Source organism: Turicibacter sp., assembly GCF_017941855.1.
Lineage (GTDB): Bacteria > Bacillota_I > Bacilli_A > MOL361 > Turicibacteraceae > Turicibacter > Turicibacter sanguinis.
Genome location: NZ_JAGAVR010000125.1, coordinates 54,038 through 76,974, shown reverse-complemented (window position 1 = coordinate 76,974; position 22,937 = coordinate 54,038). Strand labels below are relative to the sequence as shown.

The window sequence follows — 22,937 nt, the reverse complement described above, 5'->3', positions numbered from 1 at the left end:
GATCCAACACCGACACCGGATCCAACACCGACACCGGATCCAACACCGACACCGGATCCAACACCAACACCTGATCCAGAACCTGAGGTACCGGCTCCAAATTTCTGTGATGAGAATCCAGATGATCCACTTTGTGTGAGTACAGAGCAACCATCAGCGCCACAATCTTAGTTAAAATATTAATACTTAAATCAAAAAGGTGTATCCTAATGACGATACACCTTTTTATTAAATTATGTCTTTCTAGTCAAATAAAAGGAAAGATTGTGTTAGGAGTGATGAGATGAGAACGAAACATTCGTTTTTTAATATGCTAGCAACAACAATTCCAAATTTAATTTTACCTATTTTAGGTTTTGTTAAATTTAGTTTATTTTCTAGTATCTATGGTAGTTCAATTAACGGACTTTATTCGACATTATTACAAATTATGGCTGTTTTAAATCTAGTTGAAGGTGGATTTGGAATGGCATTTCAGCAAATATTATATAAACCCTTGGCTGATAAAAATCATAAAAAGGTAACCGAATTATATAATGGGGCTGTCTATTTATTTAGATGGATGGGAATTATCATTTTAGTGCTTGGAACAATTATAGGAATTGTTTCTCCGCTATTTATTAGTAAAGCGGATCCGATTCCAAGTGGGACGATCTACTTGATTTATTTCTTATTATTGATTCCAGTGGTGATTTCTTACTTTTTAATGGGACCGAATATTGTCGTTCAATCTGATCAACAATATTATAAAATTAATATCGGAATTCAATTCATTACGTTTATTCGCTCTGTTTTAGTCGTTGTGCTTGCGTTACTGAAAGTAGATTTAGCGATTGTTTTATTAGTCGATGGACTTTTAACCATTGCAACATATGTTTATTCTAGACAGAAATCTCTTAAGTTATATCCTTATTTAAAGAATAATCATGAAGAACGTGACTTATCAGCTCTTGAAAATACAAAACATGTCTTTGCACATAAAATTTCGGGTGTGGTCTTAAGTAATACGGATCCTATTTTATTAAGTGTCTTTGTTGCTACTTCAGTGACGAATATTTATAATGCTTATAATTTAATTTGCTCAAGTTTACAAAAGATTTTATTTAGCATTGTGCAAGCGCCAATTGATAGTTTTGGAAATTTATTTTCAAATGAGAATGAAGAACATAAATATGCAACATTTTTGGAATATACGAATTTTGCCTTTTTCTTAAGTTCAGTGATTTGTAGTATTTTATTTGTTGTCATGAGAGATTTTATGATGTTATGGATGAAAGAGGAGCAATATATTCTTTCATTATTCGCAGTCTTGTTATTTAGTGTAAATTTATTTTATTTGGTGTCAAGAGAACCATTATTAGTTGTTAGAAATGTGAATGGTTTATTTAAAGAGACTAAAAAAATTGCTTACATCACTGCAATAGCTAATCTATTAATTTCTCTAGTATTAATTAAAAACTTTGGAATTACTGGGATTTTATTAGGAACATTCTTGTCTCAGTTTATTTTTGATTTCTTTATGACAGTCAATTTAGTTTATCCACGTGTTTTTAACTTATCACCTTGGTATTATTATCGTCTGGTTCTTGGACGAATAGGGATTATGTTTGTGATTGGATCCATTTCTTATATGGGATGGAAGTTAGTATTCCCATCAGGAACGTCATCAATTTTAGTTTGGTTCCTAGGATCGGCTGTTTTAGGTACCATTGTTTTAATAGCTCATAGCATCTTATATTTTGTATTCTTTAATGAATTTAGATTATTTGTTAATCGTGCAAAGCGAATTGTATTAAAAAAATAAACAATTGTAAAAAGTGTGTCGAAATCTCGATGCGCTTTTTTTGTTTATATTTCCATTGGAATTAAATTATGATATGATAAATGTGACTATTTCTGTTCAAATATGGTTACAACTATAGAATAAATATCTTTTTTAATATAGTCGAATTTTAGATGAAAATGAGCTAAAGTAGGTGTAAACCCCGTGAGTCAAATTAGTGTTATCATTCCTGCGTATAATGTCGCAAAATATATTGATAAATGTTTTAAAAGTTTGGTCACTCAAACATTCAAAGATTTCGAAGTGATAGTGATCAATGATGGTTCTACAGATGAGACCTTAACTTTAATTAGAGAATGGGAGCAAAAGGATTCTCGTTTTAAAGTGATGGATAAGCAAAATGAAGGGGTTGGAAAAACACGAAACTTAGGATTAAGTTTATCGAGTGCTCCCTATGTTATTTTTATTGATCCAGATGATTATCTACATGAAGAAATGTTAGAAAAATTATATGAAGGAATCCGTTTATCTGATGCTTCAGTGGCCATTTGTGAGTATTATGATTGTTATGAAGATTCAAGTGAACAATTTGCTATTTCATTACCAAAATTTGAATCTGAGACGATTGATTTAATGAATCACAAAGAGATTCTGTTTAAAATTAATCCTGCTCCTTGGAATAAACTTATTAAAAAAGAAATTTTAACGGCTAATCAACTACTATTTCCAACAAACTATCGAAGTGAAGATTTAGCCTTTATGTTGATGCTATTAGCACATTGTGAGAAAATCGCGATGATTAATCAACCCTTATATTATTATTTAGCTAATCGTTTAAATAATGTTTCAAGTGCGTATGATGAAAGAATTTTACATACATTATTAGCATTGGAAGCTAGTATCAATTATTATAAAAAACTAAATAAATTCAAAACGTTTGAAGATGAATTAGAGATGGTTTGTATTAATCAAGCCCTTTATGAATTACAAAAAGTCATTCATATTAAAGATTCATCATTAGCACTTAAAATTATGAATGAGTTTTATGATTATTTACAGCAAGAATTTAAAGGCTGGACAAATAATAAATATTATCAACAACAAAAAGCGAATCAATCAATTAAAGAAAAATTAAGAGCTTCAATCTATGAGTCAAAAATGACATTAAAGTTATTTTATAAATTTAAATCTTAGTTTAGTCAGGTGGTGAAAAAAGTGGTAAAAGTAAGTATTATCCTTCCAGTCTATAATGTGGAGCAGTTTTTACCAAGATGTTTAGATTCGATTGTGAATCAAACATTAAAAGAAATAGAATGCATTGTTGTAAATGATGGAAGTCCAGATCAATCTCAACAAATTATTGATGAGTATGTCAAAAAATACCCTCATTTATTTAAACCATTAATTAAAGAAAATGGTGGGTTAAGTGATGCTAGAAATTATGCTTTATCGTATGTACGTGGGGAGTATATTGGTTTTGTTGATAGCGATGATTGGATTGAGCCAATGATGTATGAGAAACTATATCAAAAAGCAAAGGAAGAGAATGCTGATTTGGTTGTATCTGACTTTTTAATGGAATGGGAAGACCGTGGTGTTTCAAATTATATTCAAGGATTGCGTCAACAAGCGGATAATCCCTTTAAAAATTTATTGTTAAGTCCTGCATCAGCTTGGAATAAGCTTTATAAGACGGAGCTGTTTACAAAGACAAATATTCGTTATCCCAAAGGATTATGGTATGAAGATTTAGCGACGACCGCTAAATTTATGCCAAAATGTCATCATATTGCATATGTCAATGAAGCCTTTGTTCATTACATTCAACGTGAAGGGTCTATTATGTCGACAGTTAATCCAAAAGTTTTAGATATTTATAAAGCGATTGATTCGATAGAGTCGTATTATAAGCAGCAAGGAATTTTTGACGAGTACATGGAAGAGTTAGCCTATTTATCAATTGAAAATCTAGCTTTATTTAGTTGTCTGCGCTTTTTAAAAGTTGAAGATGGAGAAACATATATTAAAGAGGCTATTGACCATATGAATCGTCATTATCCTGGATGGTTAAGTAATCAATATTTAAGTTGTTTATCGAAGAAAGATCGTTTTATCTTAAAATTGCTTGGGCATAAACAAATTAAATTATTGAAGAGTTTTATTTTTATCAAGCAGAAATTATTGAAATAGGTGTGATAACGTGATAGCAAAATTAAGTGTGATTGTCCCAATTTATAATGTTGAGAAGTATTTAGATAAATGTTTAGCTTCACTTGTTAATCAAACGATGAAGGAGATTGAGATTATTTGTGTGAATGATGGAAGTACGGATCATTCGCAAGATATCGTAGAGGAGTATCAAAAGAAATTTCCCGGGAAAATCATTGGATTGATGAAAAAGAATGGTGGCTTAGCAGATGCTAGAAATTATGGATTAGCACATGCAAATGGGGATTATGTTGCCTTTATTGATAGTGATGACTGGGTAGAGGCAGATATGTTTAAGGTTATGTATCAGCAAGTCGTAAAGAAGCAAGCTGATGTCGTTGTTTGTGATATGCAGTATGTGTATGAATCAGGTGAGACAAAGTTTGTTCCAGGAGGAGAGTTTACTGAAACGAATGTTTCAAATGATCCTTTAATCATTACTATTAATAATAGTGCGTGTAATAAACTGTTTAAACGTTCATTATTTGATGATGTTAAGTTTCCAAAAGGATTATGGTATGAAGATTTAGGATGTGTTCCGATCGTATTAGCCAAGGCGAATAAAATCGTCAAAGTTAATCATGTTTTTTATAACTATTTTCAACGTGCGGGCTCTATTATGCATACACCTTCTGATAAAATTTTTGATATCTATCGTGCTCTTGATTTAGTCAAGTCTTACGTTGTCAAAAATAAAATTCCTTGTCTTGATGAGGTTAATTATATGTTTGTCGAGCATGGGGCTAAATTAACGACGCAACGCATTAGAGAGTATCAAAATGGACGTGAAGTATTTTTAAATCAGAATATTACCACTTTAAGTAGTAAATATCCAAAATGGATCAAGAATAAGTATATTAATACTTATAGTAAGAAAGAGAAAGTTTTAATGTATTTATTGTATTTACGTCAATTTAAACTAGTGTTATGGTTATATGATCGGAAGTGAGAAAATGTCAAAAAGAATTTTAATTGTTAATGATGAGATGGTCGTTGGCGGAGTAGCACGTGTTTTGAATAATTTATTGACAACACTTGTTAAGACGACAGATTATGAAATAGATTTACTTGTCCTTCATAAGCATGGTGAGATGCTAAAGGGTGTGCCAAAAGAAGTGCGAGTCTTAGAAGGCTCTAAATTTTTTAGTGTCATTGATTTACCCCTCGGACAGTTAATTAAATCTAAAAATTTAGCTTTGATAGCTAGAAAACTATATCTGGTTTTCTTAATGAAGGCCGGAATGATTGGAAATAAAATTAAGCGTGAACGAAAAAAAATGAAACTTGATTCTTATGATGTTGAGATTGCTTTTAAAGAAGGTTTTTGTACAATTTTTGTTGCCAATGGAAATAGTAAGAAAAAAGTAAATTGGGTTCATTTAGATTATAAAGTTCAAAATTTCTCATCTAATTACATGCCATTGCTTAAGAAGACGTTATCCTTAATGGATGAGCAAGTCGCAGTATCAAAGGTTGCTGCGGCTTCCTATCAAGAAGTATTTGAATTAAGCAAACCTGTTAAAGTGATTCATAATATTATTCAAGAAGACTTAATTAAGCAAAAATACAATGTGGAGATTGATGAAACTCGTTCGACATTTTTTAAACAAGAAGCTTTGACATTTATCAGTGTGGGGCGATTAGTAGATCAAAAAGGATATGATCGCTTACTCGAGATCCATCATCGACTCATACAAGAAGGCTTATTGCATCATATTATGATTATTGGTGGTGGAGAGGATGAAGCAGTTTTAAAACAAAAAATTAAGGCTTATCAAGTTGAGGAGACGTTTAAGCTAATTGGTTATCGTGAAAATCCATTTCCATATTTTAAACTTGCCGATTGTTTCTTATTGCCATCACGTTATGAAGGATTGCCAACCGTTGTATTTGAATCTTTACTTTGTTTGACACCTGTGTTAGCAACAAAGGTGGCCGGTATTGAAGAGCAGTTGAAAAATAATGAATATGGGATTGTTGTTGATAACAATGAAAACTCCTTCTATGAAGGGATGAAAGACTTAATTAAACATCCAGAGCAGCTCAATGTGATGGAAGCACACTTGTTGACGTATCATTATCATAATAACCAAATCGTCGAGCAGATTAAAGAGATTGTGGAGGAGTAGTATGTTAAATCAATTAAAATCGATGATTAAAAGTCCAAGTTTTTATGGGATTTTAGTCTTTATTTTTTTAGTGATTCAGCCATTGGTTGATTTAGATTATTTATTGAATGATTTTTTAAAGCAATATCATTTAATTGTTCCATCAACGATTGTTAGATTTCTTATTTTGCCGTTGCTTGCAGTAGGGGCCTTTATTTTGGTTGACAAGCATAAGAAGCGTACGTTTATTGGGGCCGCTATTATCGCAATCATTTGGATAGCTTATGTTGTTTTACATTTTATTTCAACGAAAAATTTAGATTTATTCTTGCCTGCTAATTATCAGTTTTTAACGGGAATTGAGTTGAAGTATATTTTAACCATGACATTACCATTTGTTTTGATGTATGTTGTTTGGATGGCCAACTTTAGTGAAAAATCATTTAATCGCGTCATCTTATGTGTTTCTACGTTCGTTTGTGGTGTGATTTTTATCACAGATTTATTGGCCATTTCAAAAGGAAGTTATGGTGGGTACACGCAATCAAGTTTTATTTCTTGGTTTATGGGGGGATATGAACAGTATAAGGCCACTCAGTTAACATCAAAGGGATTTTTCCAAGAAGCAAATGTCATCGGAGCTTTATTGTTTACGTTACTCCCTTTGCTCTATAAGGTCCTATATGAAGTTAAACGTAAGTGGCCAGTCATGATTTTAATTGTGATTCATTCTCTTTGCATGATGATTGTTGGAACTCGTGTGGCAACCCTTGGTACTATTGCCGTTGCTGTGATTGCATTTATTGGCTATCTCATTATTTTGCTTTTAAAGCAAGGACGTCTTCAAGTCGTTTCACTTGCCTTTATGGCCTTTATGATTGCATTTTGTAGTCTTGTCTTCCCTTATTCTCCAGCTATTAAACATCAACAAGAGAATGCCGTGCAGATTCAAAGTAATCGTGAGGATAATCAAGTGATACCAGACTTATCGAGTGGTCTAGAAGGGATGGAAGGAGATTCATTTGAATATAATTGGGCTTTAATTAATATCGTTCGTAATAATGCTTGGTTGATTGGAATGCCTGCTTATTATGATTATATTTATGAAATTGAATTTGACCCTGTTTTCTGGAAGCATGTTTTAGAGCAACCTTTTGAAGTACGTACAGATGGACGCGATTTACAGAAATTATTTGCAGAGTATAAGTGGGACATGTTAACGCCTAAACAAAAATTATTTGGGACAAGTTATTCAACGGTTAGCCAAGGTGGTTTTATTATTGAACAAGATTTCCTACGTCAATACTATACGCTTGGAATTTTAGGGGCCATCATCTTTACAGGTCCATACCTTGTGTTAATGGCAGCATGTGGAGTTAATATGCTACGTCGCTTTAAATCGATGGTAACATTTGAAAATGGGATGTTACTGGTTTCGGTTGGAGCAGGAATTGGAGCAGCTTATTATAGTGGACATGTATTAGATACGTTATTAACAAGCTTCTTTATTGCATTTAGTTTAATTACTCTATTTCAAAAAACTTTGAAGAAAGTGGATTAAGGGTGTGACGATATGCCGAAAGTAAGTATTATTGTTCCAGTATATAATGTTGAAAAGTATTTAGAAAAGTGTTTAGATTCTTTAGTGAATCAGACACTTCAAGATATTGAAATTATTGTGGTGAATGATTCAACTCCTGATGATTCTCAAATCATTATTGATCGTTATGTAAAACAATATCCTCATCTCATTAAAAGCTATATTAAGCCAAACGGTGGAATCGCTGATACTCGTAATTTTGGGATTTCTAAAGTGACGGGAGAGTATTTTGGGTTTGTTGATAGTGATGATTATGTAGAGTTAACAATGTTTGAAAAAATGTATGAAGAGGCGATTAAAAAAGATGCTGATTTAGTCTCTTGTAATTTTTATTGGGAGTATCCTGATAAATTAGTACAAGCAACTGATGGGCCATTTAAAGATAACCGTGAGTATATGACGGAGATGATTGCGACACTTTGGACTAAAATTTATAAAACAAGTTGGTTTAATTCACTAGATATTAAGTTTCCAAGTGGCCTTCGTTATGAAGATTCTTCTCTTTTAATTCGATTAGCGCCTCATATCAGACGTTTTGGATTTGTTGGGGAGCCGTTTGTTTATTACGTTCAACGCACAGGATCGATTACACATACTCATAATCATCGTGTGCGTGATATGTTAGAGGTCTTTTCAGGAATTTATGATTATTTTAAACAACATGATTTGATTGAATCTTATCATGAAGAATTAGAATATTTGTTTATTAAATATTTTTTAGGAAGTTCATTTTTGCGAGCGGCACAAATTAAAGATAAGACAGAACGAAAGTATGTGTTATCAAATGGGTGGAAATTGTTGAATGAAACTTTTCCAAATTGGAAGAAAAATCACTATTTAAATAAAAAGAAAGATAAGAAGCATCTTTACTTTAGAATGATGAATTCGTTCTCTTATTGGGGATTTGCAAAAGTCTTTTCAGTTATAAAAAGGGGATAGGATAAAAAGATTTGCCCGAAGACGGGCAATCTTTTTTCTTATGTCCATCTATTTTGCAAGAGTTTTGAAATGAAGGTAGGAGGGTACTTAGGTGGTATTTAGTAGTTTTACGTTTTTGTTTTGCTTTTTTCCGTTAATTATTGGAATTTATTTTTTAAGTAAAAATCGTGTCTATCGGAATTTAGTTCTCTTGATTGGGTCGTTAATTTTTTATGCATGGGGCGAGCCTATTTACGTCTTGTTAATGATTTTATCAACGATGAATGACTTTTATCATGCCGAGTGGGTCGGGCGATGTTTACAAAGAAAAGATAATACAGGGGCTAAAAAAGCTTTAATTTCAAGTGTTATCATTAATTTAGTTGTTTTATTTTTCTTCAAATATTGTGATTTTATGATTGAAAATATTAATTTTATATTCCATTTAAATCTTCAACCATTTAACTTGCCATTACCAATTGGAATTAGTTTTTATACCTTCCAAAGTATGTCCTATACTATTGATGTGTATCGTGGTCGTGTAAAAGTTCAAGAGAGTTTTTTAAGGTTAGCAACATATGTTGCATTATTCCCACAGTTGATTGCAGGACCTATTGTCCGTTACTCAACAATTGAAAAAGAATTAAGTTCACGACAAGAGACGCTTGAAAATGTTTCGAATGGATTGAGGCGATTTATCGTTGGATTAATGAAAAAAGTACTGATTTCTAATAAGCTTGGATTATTAGCCACACAAATTCAAGTGTTACATCAAAATGAGTTGAGTTTAATTATTTCATGGATTGGAATTATCGCATATGCCTTGCACATTTATTATGATTTTTCAGGTTATAGTGATATGGCCATTGGGCTTGGGAAAATGTTTGGGTTCCATTTTCTCGAGAATTTTAATTATCCTTATATTTCAAAAAGTATGACAGAATTTTGGCGCCGTTGGCATATTTCACTTGGATCCTGGTTTAGAGATTATGTCTATATTCCACTTGGAGGAAATCGAGGAACTGTTTTAAAACACATTCGTAATATTTTAATTGTCTGGTTTTTAACAGGTTTTTGGCATGGTGCGAGTTGGAACTTTATTTTATGGGGATTGTACTTTGGCGTTATTTTAATTATTGAAAAGTATGTTTTATTGAAGTGGCTTGAAAGACTTCCAAGTCTGATTCAACATATTTATGCGATTGTTTTATTTTTAATTGGATGGGTTATTTTCAGCTTTACGAATTTAGTACAATTAGGAGCCTATCTAAAGTCGATGTTTGATTTTAAGGTTTTAATGAAGTGGGATATCTTTCTAATGTTAGATATTCAATATTATTGGCCATACTTAGTAGTTGGTTTAGTTGGGGCAACGCCTTTGATTGCTAAACTAGCGAGAAAATTCTTAAAACAAGGTGAAGTGACTAAATTAATCGGAGATTTAGGGCTTGGGATGTTATTTGTTTTATGTGTCATGTCACTTTTAGATTCGACATTTAATCCTTTTATTTATTTCCGTTTCTAGGGGAGGCGAAGCGATGCGTTTTGAAAAGATAAGAAATAGTGTATTTATTATTGTATTTTTTGGAGCTCTAGTTTTAGTGAATGGTTTGATGTTATTCGCTCCTAAAAATACGGAGGTTGATTTTGAATATCGAGAATTAGCTAGTTTCCCAAAGATAACGCTTGAAAGTTTATATGATGGTAGTTTTCAAACGGGATTTGAAACGGCTTATGCCGATCAATTTTATGGTAGAGGCTTTTTAGTCAAATGGCAAACGCGGTTAGATTACTTTTTGACGAAGTATGTGTCTTATTTTAATCAGACACAAAATAAATTAATTCCGGTTCGAGAAGTGAGTAAATATAATGAGCATTATATTGAATCGCCACTTTATTATTCTGAAAGTTTAAACGATGTGGTAAAGCAACATGCTATAATGTATAATAAAGTCGCAAATTTTATGGACCAGCCACTTTTTATTTATAAGAATTTGCTTTTAAGTGAAGTGGATTGGTTAGAAGGACAAGACTACCAAGAGGCTTCAAAGATTTATAAAGAAACCTTTACGAGTACACTAGATGATGATATTTATTTTGGTGAGATGCAAATTAATAATTATGATGAGTATTATCAATATTTTTATAAGACAGATTTACATCATACGGCTGATGGCGCTTATGTAGCCTATACAGATTTGATTGAGATGATTAATGAAGTGTTTCCTCAAATCGGACATCCAAGATCTGTGACACAAAAGGTTTGTTTTGAGGATGTTTATTATCGTGGAAGTTATGCGAGACGAACAGGGATGTATAGTCGTGCAACAGACCAAATTTGTGATTTGATAATTGAAGGTGCACCTCAAGCGACCACCTATGTAGACGGTTTAGAAAAAGAAAATGGTGATCGATATGCTTATCATAATGGCTACGGTCCAGGATATAAGGATATTCATCATTATGACGCATTTTACGGAGGATATGCTGGTGAAATTAAATATGATTACGGTGAGAATACCGGGATAAATGCTTTGTTTTTAGTTGATTCTTTCTCTAATCCAATGAATGGGTGGTTTGCTTCTCATTTTGATGAAACGTATATCATTGATTTACGTCTAAATCATGATTTTATGTTGAGTGATTTTTTAAAAGAACATGACATTGATGTGGTGGCCGTTTATTTATATTATGATCGATTATACTTTTCAGATCAATATCTCATAGACATCCAATAGGATGGACAAAATAAGTCATGGATTGTGATAAATTCATGACTTATTTTTGTTTTATGATATAATAAATTTGGTGATAATGATGAAAAAAGGAAAAATATTGTTTTGTGCGAGTGCCGGTGGGCATTATTCGGAATTACTTCAATTAGGTGAATTGATTAAAAAATATAATGGGGTTATTGTAACGGAGAAAACAGACGTTTCAAAAGATCCAATTTATCCAACAGAATACGTGATGTATTGTTCGAAAAATGATGGATGGATTTATCTGTTTGAGTATTTATGGGTTTGGATCGTTTCATTATTTTATTTTATCAAGTATCGTCCACGTGTTGTGATTTCAACGGGTGTTCATTCAACTATTCCGATGTGTGTATATGCAAGAATATTGGGGCGTAAAGTTGTTTATATTGAGACGGTAGCCAATGTTCATACCCCATCGATGACAGGAAAAATTATGTATAAACTTGCTACTGATTTTTACGTTCAGTGGGAAGAGTTGTTAGAAGTTTATCCAGATGCTAAGTTTGGAGGTTGTTTATTTTGATTTTAGTTTTATGTGGTACTCAGAAGCAAGATTTTAGTCGGATGATTAAATTAGTCGAACAAGTGGCGGATAGAGAAGAAGTCATTGTTCAAGCCGGACATAATCAATATGAGTCGAATAAGATGCAGATATTTGGCTTTGTTTCAAATGAAGAAATCCAAATGTTGTATGAAAAAGCAGATTTAATTGTCACCCATGCGGGTGCAGGATCGATGTTACAGGCGATTAAAAATCACAAAAAAATCATTGCGGTTCCAAGACTTAAAGAATATGGTGAACATGTCAATAATCATCAAATTGAGTTAGCAAAGAAATTTGAAGATCTAGGCTATCTTATTTCTTATCAGGATGGTGATAATTTTATTCAAACGTATGAACGTGCGAAAAGATTTGAACCGAAACCGTATACGTTAAAAGGCAATATGGTAAGCTTAATTGATGGTTTATTAGAAGGATATATGAAGTAGAGGGGAAGAATAAATGAAGTTAATAGAGAATTTTAAAAGGTATTTCTATGTGTATATAGCCATGGGATTATTTTTATTTTTTATGTGGGTTTCATCCATGACACCTTTAGTCGGAGATGACTGGGGGTATTATATTAATGGATTGAAAGGTCCTTTAACGATGACATTTGAGTTTTATCAAACCTGGTCAGGGCGTGTGGTAGGAGAATTTTTAGGTTTTTTACTTGCTTCACATCATGAATGGTGGATTTATTTCTTTAATCCATTATTATTTTCCTCAACCTTTTTATTGCTATATAAAATCATCAATCCAGTACGTCAAAAAGGATTGATTGCAAGTCTTATTTTGTTTTTAATGTTTACGGTGTCACATGGGATTCGAATGGAAACCTTCACATTTGTTGTGGGATCAATTAACTACCGTTTCTCAGCGGTCATGGCCTTATTACAACTCTATTTGATGGGTCGATATTTTAAAGATTCCAACGCGACCTTTAAATGGTATGAAATCTTAATCAGTATTGTTTCTGGTATGACAGTCGGGCTGATTATGGAAAACATTGCAGGTGGTTTAATTTTAGCTAATTTATTACTAATGGGATATCGCCTAATTCAAGCAAAAAAAGTGGATTTAATTTTACTTCTTAATACCGTAACAACAACAGGTGCATTTTTAATGATGAGATTAAGCCCAGGTTCAAGAGCTCGTGTTCTTGAAGATACAGAATGGATGTCTAAAAATCTTATTGAAAAAGTGTTAACAAAGTATCCTGAATTTATTCATTATACGTTTACAGAAAATACGGTGATTATCCTAATTTTAATTGCTGTTATGATGACCTTAATCATTCAAAAGCGAAATCAATTTAAATTTAAAGTTACACCTATTATTTTAAGTTTAGTCATGTTGAGCAGTGTCTACGTTTTAGGTTCATCAATCATTGTTTCATTAAATGAATCATATGGCATCAGTTTTTGGAAGTTTACAAGTATTGCTTATTATTTTGCAGATATGAATTCTTGGATTTTAATGGGGTATTGGACATTCATGGCGATGCTTATTTTTGGTATAATAATTTACTTACTATGGAAATGCCAATCTATTTTTATAATGTGTTTTTACTATTTACTTGGGATGGCAGTCATGGGAGCTATGTTGCTTTCACCAATTATTGGACCCCGTTGTGCAATTTTCACGGTGTATTTCTTAATTATTGTGATTGGGTATCTTGTGAATGAAATAAGATTTAATCCAATGGTAAATAAATCAGCCACTCTTGTCTTTTCTATTTTAACGATGCTTATATTTGTCTGGTATGGACGTCTCTATTCTCAAGTTTTTGAGGTTCGTCAAGAACAAGAACAAAGAATCGAAGCATACAAACAAAATCCAAGCGGAGAGCTTTGGTTACCTGCGTATCCAACGCATTCGATCCATTCTGGAGAAGCAGTAACGCCGTATCATCAAGGTGTGTTTAAGAAATTCTATGGGTTAGATGAATCAGTTGAGATTCATTATAGCTGGCAATAGACGAGGTGGGGGACAGATGATTAATTCGATTATCGCAATGACGGTCTTTATTTTAGTCTTATCTTACGCGATTGGGAAAATTGTTTCAATGAAATTAAATTTGAGTGAGAAACTCCCTTATGCGATTCCACTTGGCTTTTTTATCATTCTAGGCTTACACCAAATCATCACATTACCGGTGATGATTTGGCATTTATCAAGTCAGGTGTTGGTAATTTTAACGGTTATACTTGGGATTGTTTTAAGTGGTTATGCGCTTTTTAAAATAAAGCTTTGGTATCGCTTAACTTGGCAACTAGACTATATTCTTATCGTGATTATGGCGGGTGTTTTAATTTACTTCTATGCGAACGTCGATAGTTTAAATTATTCAGGTGAAGACTTTAATTTTTATATTCCATTTGTCGGATCAAATGTGAATGCCATGCAGGTTAATATGATTAACCCATGGAGTGGTGAGACAGGCGTTTTAAACTGGATTTACAATTTCCAAGGCTATTATTTATTCTTATCAGCCCTTTCACAGCTTTTAAATGTTGATTATATGTTGGTGACCTTATGGCTACCCTCAATTATTTTTTTAATAATAATGCCACTTTGTCTGTTTAATGCGGTTCATTATTATTTCAAAGACACTCATTGGTTTATGAAGTGGGTGCTAGTAGGCGGATTATTCTGTTTAGTGAATGATACGTTATCGGGGATGATTTATTCTTATTATGGCAATCAGTTTAGACCCTTTATAATGATTTACTTGATTTGGATTTATGTGGCGAGTCGAGAAAAAGAAACGCCTTGGTCAATCCTCTCTCTTATCATCTTAATGTTTAGTCATTATTCGGTTCAATCAACTGGGTTATTTGTGGGGGGAATGTTAGTTCTTTTATTGCTAGGATTTGAAGTGTTTATCGCAAAGCAGCCTAATTTGAAATTGCCTGTAACATTAAGTATTCCATTAGCTTTTTATGTGATCGGAATTATATCTACCATGTCTATGCTTTTTGCTTTGATTGCGACCATTATTTTGGTCGTTCTTTATCCTCTAATCTATTGGCTTGTTCAAAAATTTTCAAATATAATGAAAAAAATCATGCGATTTGCCTTAATTTTGTTACTAGCTAGTATTCTTTTAATCTCTATAGTGATGACACTTAAGGGCATTGCCTCACCAGTTTCAATGGCATCTTTTATTCCGGATTATATTAATGGAATCACCTATTTTACAGAAAAAAGTTTTATTTCTTACCAAGCGATTTTATTACCTTTAAAAGTGATTTATACCCTTGTGGGGTGGGCGTTACTTATCGGAGTCTTATGCTATCGTTGTGAGGTGGAAGAATATCGCTTATATAAAGTCATTTTAGTCGGAACTTTAATCTTCTTCTATAACCCATTTGTGGCTCCGTTTATTAGCAAGTATTTAACGGGAATTGTTTATGGGCGAACAACAATTTTATTATTCTCATTGATAACATTTGCAGTCGGGGTAAAGTTTTATGTTTCATTGATGAAATCTATTAAAGCCAAGACTATTTTAACGTTGGGATTAACAGCGGTATTTGGAATTTTATTTATCAATAATTCAGTGATTCATGCCCAAGACTTTAGCTTAAAATTCTTAATAAATGATACAACTTACGATCCTTATTATAAGTTACCCTATGATTTAATAGAGGCTGAAAAAGCGTTAGTCGAGTATAAGTTAGAATACTTTAAAGAACCGGATTATCGAACAACGGTTATGAGTTGTGATTTAAGAACGCGTTTCTTATATGAACCACAAATTTTAGTGTTTAATGTAGCAACATTGCGTGATTTTTATATGAATTACGACACTAATCCATACGAGTATCGCATGTTTATTTATTCATTATTAACCAATTCAAAGAGTTGGGCAGAAGAAGAACCATCAGTTTACAATGATTTAGAACGTCGAATGCGTGCATATACCATTGAATTTGTCATCGTACCAGCCGATGGAGATCCACTGTTATATGAAACACTTGGATCGTTTGCCAATCGAATTTATATCAATAATTCTTATGTGGTATATCATATTAGCTATTTGAATCAATAGTGAATTTTAGATTGAATGGAGTTTGGAGATGAAAAAGTATCATTATATGTTGATTTTAGTCGGGATTGTCTTACTGGCTCATCTTAAATATGTTTTAACAGGTGAGTTGATGATTTTTTATGGTGATAACCTGACGCAAGTATTACCTTTTTATTATCATGGATGGGATTTAGTTCATAGTGGCGAGTTAAACTTTTGGGATTGGACACACGGACTTGGTTCTAGTGTTTTCTCACATGTTTATTACTTTTTAACGTCCCCATTCTTTTGGTTAACGACGCTATTTCCGCGAGATGTCATTCCGACCTTATTTTTATACTGGTATATCATTAAAATTAGTTTAATTGGTATTTTTAGCTTCTTATGGTTAAGTAAATTGAATAAAAAGTTAGGAGTGGCCTTCATTGGTGCTCTTGTCATCATGTTCTCAGGATGGGTACTCACGTATTATCATTTCTTCTTCTTCTTAGATGCGTTTTTACTGTATCCACTCATTTTATACGCGATTGAACGCTACTTAGAGGAAAAGAAATTTGGCCTAATGGTATTACTGGTGGCACTCATAACGATGATGAATTTTTATTTCTCTTATCAGTTCATTCCGTTTGCGATGATGTATTCTTTATTTAGAAACTTCTTAATGAATCGAGGAAAAGAAATTTTCTTGACACAATTAAAAATCATCGGTTTTTATCTACTCGGAATTGGAATTGGAGGGCTTATCTTAATTCCAAGTGCACTAATTATTATTCAAACGCCGCGTTTAAGTGAAAGTGGGACTAGTTTAACATCGGTGGTCACGTTAAAGCAATTTTATCGTTATGTAACGAGTATTTTCTTCCCAGTGGGACATCGTTTTGATCCTAACTTCTTAATTAGTTGCACAACGGATCCTGGAATTGGATGGGGAGGAGGAGCCTCTTTGTATACGACCATCCTAACACCAGTGGTTGTTCCATTATTACTTTTCTTAAAAGATAAACGAGAAAAAATGGGGTATGTTATTTTCCTTGGAATATTATCATTCTTCTTTGTATTTAAAATCTTCTATGTGTTATTACAAGGATCTCTTGATACACGTTGGATGTATATGTTTATGTTCTTATTTGTCATGATGCTCACGCGCTTCCTAGACGCCTATTTTAAAGACCGTGAAGAAGCCTTCTATACGAAATATCTTAAGACAGCCTTAATGGTTATGGCAGGAACTGTTATTGTCATCGTATGGGGATTGTATGGGTTTACATTATGGCGTCAATGGAATGTTAATGCACACGAATTAGTCATGTTAAAAAATCATTGTTTATTAGCATCTATCTTGGTTATTATTTTTACGTTAACTTTAGTTTTACCTAAAATTAAGTATAAAATAGTCATTTTATCAGTGTTTATTGCACTCGAAGGACTTATTTCATTTAGAAACCTATTAAGCACAGATGCACCATTGACAAAAGAGAATTTAGATTATGAGGCGGTTGAGCGTTCTGATTTCTTTAAAGCTCTTCAGGAAATGGATGATAGTTTCTATCGTGTTGAATTTAGAACGACTCAAAAAGGAAAACCAGCGGATGATAATTTACCAATGTCGAGTAACTTTAAAGGATTTAGATTCTACACCTCGGTTTATCAGTATAGTCAAGATCAGTTCTTGTCTCCACTTAAGGTTGCTTCTTGGACAACTTCTCAACAAATCGGGAAGGAGAACGTGTTAAATTTATTAGCTTATAAATACTATATTGATTTTAGTGGTGGAGAAGCAAATCTTCCTTATGGGTTTCAATATTTAACGCATTTAAATGGCGCGATTGTTTATGAAAATCAATTCTATACCGATTTAGGCTTTACCTTTAATCAGGTCATCAGTGAATCTGACTTTAATTCTAAGTCTGCGCTTGAACAAAACTTGTTATATCCTTATTATTTAGTTGTACCAGATGAATATGCTAGTCATTCATTCCGTGATATCAATCCATTAGAAGAATTAACGTCAATTTTAGAATGGGGAAAACCAGGATTCTTTAGCTTTGAATATGAAGAACCAAAAGAAAAGACAATGGTTTATGTTGAAAACTTTGGCTCACCGGATCTTGAGGTTCGAGCGTATTTAGATGGAGAATTAGTTTTTGAGCAAATCGGATATCAGTTTGATTATGCAGGATTTTATATTGAACCGAAATTTGATTATTTAGAGGTCGTTGTGGGTGATTACGGTGATCCACTAGCACTAGTGAACATTTACTTAGATGAAAACTTAAGTCGTTATGATGAGTTATATACAACACGTCAAACACAAGGTTTAGATGTGTTAGAATTTAATAATGATGATTTAAAAACAAGTATTACGATTAATGAAGATAACCAGTGGTTATTTACTTCAATTCCTTATGATAAGGGATGGAGTGTTAAAGTGAATGGAGAAAAGGTTCAACCGATTAAGGTGAATCAAGGGTTCTTAGGACTACAACTTGACGCAGGTGAATATGAGATTGAATTTTCATATTGGCCGATTGGATTAAATATTGGAATCATTTTAACAGCATGTTGTAGCGGACTTTTTATTTTCTTCTTAATCGCTGATCGTCGAAAACGTCAATAAAAAAAATGAACTCGGGAATTAATTTCCGAGTTCATTTTTTTTGAATTCTATGATTAGGATTGTGATAAATCCTAGCGTACTGATGGTTGTTAGGATAGCTCCTAGTTTAAAACCTGGTGGTGTATAGGTTAAGGTGATGTTATAATGACCTGTTTCAAGAGGAAGTCCAATAAATCCACCTTGTACTTTATCAAAGTTTGTTTTTACACCGTTTACGGATAAGTTCCACCCTTTATCGTATGGAATCGAGAAGTAAAGGTAAGCAGGAGACGTGATGGTAATCGTTCCATCAATCCTATTTTGCGAGTATGTGGTTTGTTCAAATAGGTCACGCTTATCACTTTGCTTTTTAAGTGAAAGTGATTCAAAGTCATCGTCTTCAAGGACTAAGGTGTTAACAAAATCAATCTCAGATGGTGACATAGCTAAAGCATCCGATTGTTTTAAATAGTTTGAATACGTGAACCCAATTGGTAAGTAGTCGTTATACAAATAAACGGATTCATGTTCGAATGTTTTTAGTAGTGTTAGCTCATCCAAGTTGTCAATTAAATCTTGTTCATCGTGTGAGATGACATAATATTTAACGCCAAGCATTTTAGCTGTCTCTGATTCAAGAATATGGAAGCCCCAATACGTCGGATTGGCCCCAATTAGGGAAAGGAAATCGCTAAGTGTAAATTGGTACATGCTATCGTACGTTGAAACGCTTTTGTATCCATAGTGTAAGTTTAAGTTTCGGTAAATACTGTAATCCGTTGCACGGATAGGCGTATAAGTCCGATACAAACTTGAATCAAGTTCTTCTAGATAATCAAAGGCTTCTTGGTCATATTTTTCACCTAGCCTGAAGTCTTCGCTACCATCAGGATAACGATTAAGCGTCATAGAGGCACTAATCCCAAGTTCTAGGATGAGAAGTATCGCAATGGATGCTATTTTAATTGAGAATTTTTTGATGAAGAGAAGGATGAGTAAGTAGGCGATGACAAGTACGATAGTGACTTTCATGACGAAGAGTTCTTTTAATTGAAGCTCTTGGAGATATTCATAACTATTTGACCCAATGACGATTAATCCAATTAAAAGTGCGATGATAATCACACTACTCAAAACTAACGGAAGTCTTTTAAATTCTCGATGATTTAAATATTTTGCAACGATGATGACATTGACCATTATGATTAAGATTGTAAAACGGAAGGTTGGTTCACTTAGTCCATGCATCAAAGACCCGCCATAAGGTGTCATTAATAGAAGTCCTAAGATACCATATAAACTTAACCAAAGCCAATTTTCTTTTAATTTATACTTTGTTTTATCTAAGAAGTACGAAAAGACAAAGAGATAGGTCACAACACCAGAATAAAGCGTTAATTGGTTTGTTCGGTAATCATCAGTGTTAAAGAGAAGGGCTTTGTCCCATGTTGAATCAAAGTTTGGACAGAATGAACGCATGATAATATCAAGGTAGATTTTAATCGGTCTCCATAAAAAAGACAATCCTTCGCTTGCTTCATTTAATCGTGTATTAAGGGCTGTATGAATGACGGCTGGTAAAATGAGAATGAGCGTCATACAAGCTCCTAAGATAAAGGCTGCGACAAGTTTTAAAGAGGATAGAATAAATGCTCTAATATTAAATTCATGGGTCATGAAATATCTGAGTGGCCAATAAAAGACTAAGAAGACACATAATGACCAGAATAAATAGTAATTTGAAATGAGTAAAATAAAAGAGGCGAAAACAACGAGACTGACACGCCCTTTATTTAAATACTTTTCAATGGCTAAAAAGATAAGGGGAAGTAGAGCGAACCATGTTAGGTACATCGGATGTTCAACGAATAAAAAGCCCCAACCACAAAAAGTGTACATGATGGATGGAATAAATCTCATTTGTGATTTGATTCCCATTTCTTTCAAAAAAGCACTTACCCCAATGAGTGCGACAAATAGTTTTAAAAGAGTGATGTAAAAGACTGCTCCCATCATTTTTGAAGCGGGGAATAAAAGTGTTAGGTACGCAAATGGATCGCCTAGGAGGTAGTAGGTTTTAGAACCGATAAAATTAGTTCCTAAAAATAAGTTCCATGACCAAAATGGAGCTTCTCCACTGCTTAGTAGACGATGAAATTCCTCATAAAAATAAAGGTGTTGGTTTTGATAGTCAAATCCTAAGGTGAAGGATTTAAGGTGTAATATATATGGTGAAAAAATAAGAAGCGTTAGAATCAAAAAGCTTAGTAACGTAAACTTTTCTTCTTTTAAATATCGTTTAAGCATAGGAGCCCCCTTTATTCAAAATAAGTATCATTTTTCTGTGCTATTATATCATAAAATCGCTTTTCATTGGTACCTTTCTTCGAATTGTGTCAAGTTATGAAAAGATGTCAAAATTTAAAACGACTTGCGACTGCTTTTTGTATTTTGGTATAATATGAGGTGAAATAGCGAAGAGGTGGAATTTATGAAGAAATTTGGATGGATTAAATCTTATGTGATAGTATTCGCTTATATTGTGACATTAGTCAGTGTAGATCTTTTATTGCATTATTTAGCGGGATTGAATGTTTTAGTTAAACGTTCTATTTTATTTTCAACAGCGTATGCATGTGGCTTTGCCGCTATCGGATTGTTATTTAAAGGAATGGGACGCCAAATTTATTATGGATTGACAGCAATCTTATTTGCCATTCTTGGACTTGGACAAGTCATTTATCATTATTTTTATAAAGCCTTTTTTTCAGTTTCCCAAGCCACTAATTTAGGAGAACTTGGAACGGTTAAGGGAGAGATTTTCCGTGTTTTAGAATGGAAATATACTTTGTTCTTTATTCCGGTTGTGTTGTTTATTTTGATTTTAGTTTTATTAAAACGTCAAATGAAGCGTCAAAAGTTTGATTATATGGCGGTTGTGGTTTGCTTTGTCATAGCATTTGGATTAAACTGGGTGACCAAAATAACATTTGAGACAACCGATTCAGTATCAGATAAATTTAAAGACGATAACTATTTGTATGAATCTTTATTTGATAAAGAACGTGCAATGGAACGATTTGGTCTATTTGCTTATACGAAGCAAGATGTGAGCATTACCACGCAACGATTTATTTCGAAAAAGTTTAAGATTGCGGCAGATTATGAACAAATCGATGCCTATTTTGAAGAAATGAACCATGAACATGTTGAAAATGAGATGACAGGATTATTTGAAGGTAAAAATGTAGTATTTGTTTTGGCTGAAAGTTTGTCGAATTTAGCGATTGATGAAAATATGACGCCGACGTTATATAAAATGATTCAAGAGGGACTGTATTTTGATAATTACTATTCTCCAACGTATAAAGCCTCAACAAGTGATTCCGAGTTCGTGGTGAACACGTCATTAGTTCCATCGATGTCTTATGGAACAACCTCGTATGATTTTGCGAATAATACCTTCCCAAATACGCTAGCGAATCGGTTTAAAGAGGCGGGATATACAGCACAATCATTCCACTCCAATACAGGAGATTTCTATAATCGCTTTAATTATCATCGCGCTCTTGGGTATGAAACATTCTATGATCAAAAAGCACTTGGGCTAGCGTTTTTAGACGAGTGGGAGTACATGGTCAATTGGCCAAGTGATACAGATTTAATGAAAGCTTCTGCTGATATTTTCTTGCAACAAGAGAAATTCTTTAGTTACATATTAACAACGAATGGTCATACGCCTTATACGACTCAACGAACAGAGCTTGCAGCTAATTATGACTATGTGCGTCCGTTTGTCAAAGAAGGCGCAGATGAAGAAATTGTTTATTATTATGCGGCACAAAATGCATTTGATGAATCGATGGCGTATTTAATTAATCGATTAGAAGAGGCAGGAGAATTAGAGGATACTGTGATTATCATCTTTGGTGATCATTATCCTTACCCAATCCATCATGATAAAATTTGGGCATATGATGATACGAATGCGTGGAATTGGCAGGAACTTCATAAAGTCCCACTTATTATGTGGACGCCAGGCATGGAACCTCAGACAGTCAGCAAGCTTATGAGTTCATTTGATGTTGCACCAACCGTGGCTAATTTATTTAATTTAAATTATGATTACTATCATGCCTTTGGTGTTGATGCATTCTCTGATGATGAGTCATTAGTTGTCTTCTCAAACTATGGATGGATCACAGAACATGCAAGAAATAATATTTGGTCTGGCTATACGGAGTCTTACGATGAAATTGGAACAGAGGCTTATATTAATTCGATGAATAATAAAGTTCTTGAAATGTTTGAAATTGGACAAGAAATCTTAAAAGATGATTATTTCGCACAGTAAATTAAAAGGGAGCCTTAGCTCCCTTTTGTTGTAA

Annotated in this window: 16 protein-coding genes; 15 read left to right on the top strand and 1 reads right to left on the bottom strand. The window is 33.1% G+C overall.

Annotated elements, in window-relative coordinates:
* The first annotated feature begins 283 nt into the window (after positions 1-283).
* From J6D32_RS14035 to J6D32_RS13970, 14 genes are all read left to right on the top strand, one after another.
* Positions 284-1,804: a lipopolysaccharide biosynthesis protein gene (locus tag J6D32_RS14035; protein ID WP_006784217.1), complete on the top strand. Its 1,521-nt coding sequence runs from the start codon at positions 284-286 to the stop codon at positions 1,802-1,804.
* A gap of 183 nt (positions 1,805-1,987) precedes the next feature.
* Entirely contained in the window at positions 1,988-2,977 is a 990-nt protein-coding gene (locus J6D32_RS14030) for a glycosyltransferase family 2 protein (RefSeq protein WP_009606938.1), read from the top strand.
* A gap of 21 nt (positions 2,978-2,998) precedes the next feature.
* Positions 2,999-3,973, top strand: a complete 975-nt coding sequence (locus J6D32_RS14025) for a glycosyltransferase family 2 protein (protein ID WP_006784215.1) — start codon at positions 2,999-3,001, stop codon at positions 3,971-3,973.
* A gap of 10 nt (positions 3,974-3,983) precedes the next feature.
* On the top strand, positions 3,984-4,940 hold the full coding sequence (locus J6D32_RS14020) for a glycosyltransferase family 2 protein (RefSeq protein ID WP_006784214.1): 957 nt from the start codon (positions 3,984-3,986) through the stop codon (positions 4,938-4,940).
* A 4-nt stretch (positions 4,941-4,944) separates the two neighbouring features.
* Positions 4,945-6,120, top strand: a complete 1,176-nt coding sequence (locus J6D32_RS14015; RefSeq protein WP_229059750.1) for a glycosyltransferase — start codon at positions 4,945-4,947, stop codon at positions 6,118-6,120.
* A gap of 1 nt (position 6,121) precedes the next feature.
* Positions 6,122-7,660 carry an O-antigen ligase family protein gene (locus J6D32_RS14010; RefSeq protein WP_006784212.1) on the top strand — a complete coding sequence of 513 codons (1,539 nt, stop codon included), beginning with the start codon at positions 6,122-6,124 and terminating at the stop codon, positions 7,658-7,660.
* A 12-nt stretch (positions 7,661-7,672) separates the two neighbouring features.
* On the top strand, positions 7,673-8,638 hold the full coding sequence (locus J6D32_RS14005) for a glycosyltransferase family 2 protein (RefSeq protein WP_287467763.1): 966 nt from the start codon (positions 7,673-7,675) through the stop codon (positions 8,636-8,638).
* Positions 8,639-8,729: 91 nt separating this feature from the next.
* Positions 8,730-10,142, top strand: a complete 1,413-nt coding sequence (locus tag J6D32_RS14000) for an MBOAT family O-acyltransferase (protein WP_006784210.1) — start codon at positions 8,730-8,732, stop codon at positions 10,140-10,142.
* A gap of 13 nt (positions 10,143-10,155) precedes the next feature.
* On the top strand, positions 10,156-11,355 hold the full coding sequence (locus J6D32_RS13995) for a hypothetical protein (protein ID WP_006784209.1): 1,200 nt from the start codon (positions 10,156-10,158) through the stop codon (positions 11,353-11,355).
* 79 nt (positions 11,356-11,434) lie between these two features.
* A complete protein-coding gene (gene pssD, locus J6D32_RS13990) occupies positions 11,435-11,899 on the top strand; it encodes a PssD/Cps14F family polysaccharide biosynthesis glycosyltransferase (RefSeq protein ID WP_006784208.1) in 465 nt (154 codons plus the stop codon).
* Entirely contained in the window at positions 11,896-12,366 is a 471-nt protein-coding gene (pssE, locus tag J6D32_RS13985; protein ID WP_006784207.1) for a PssE/Cps14G family polysaccharide biosynthesis glycosyltransferase, read from the top strand. The genes pssD and pssE overlap by 4 nt, the downstream gene beginning before the upstream one ends.
* A gap of 13 nt (positions 12,367-12,379) precedes the next feature.
* A complete protein-coding gene (locus J6D32_RS13980) occupies positions 12,380-13,897 on the top strand; it encodes a DUF6056 family protein (protein ID WP_132942906.1) in 1,518 nt (505 codons plus the stop codon).
* A 16-nt stretch (positions 13,898-13,913) separates the two neighbouring features.
* A complete protein-coding gene (locus tag J6D32_RS13975) occupies positions 13,914-15,974 on the top strand; it encodes a DUF6077 domain-containing protein (RefSeq protein ID WP_132942905.1) in 2,061 nt (686 codons plus the stop codon).
* A 28-nt stretch (positions 15,975-16,002) separates the two neighbouring features.
* Complete coding sequence (locus J6D32_RS13970) at positions 16,003-18,570, top strand: YfhO family protein (RefSeq protein WP_006784204.1); 2,568 nt, start codon at positions 16,003-16,005, stop codon at positions 18,568-18,570.
* Between the two features lie 18 nt (positions 18,571-18,588).
* On the opposite strand, the gene J6D32_RS13965 is transcribed toward J6D32_RS13970, so the two are convergent.
* Positions 18,589-20,856: a YfhO family protein gene (locus J6D32_RS13965; protein WP_055163581.1), complete on the bottom strand. Its 2,268-nt coding sequence runs from the start codon at positions 20,854-20,856 to the stop codon at positions 18,589-18,591.
* A gap of 184 nt (positions 20,857-21,040) precedes the next feature.
* Between J6D32_RS13965 and J6D32_RS13960 the strand changes: the two genes are divergently transcribed.
* Entirely contained in the window at positions 21,041-22,903 is a 1,863-nt protein-coding gene (locus J6D32_RS13960) for an LTA synthase family protein (protein WP_006785676.1), read from the top strand.
* Positions 22,904-22,937: the final 34 nt, after the last annotated feature.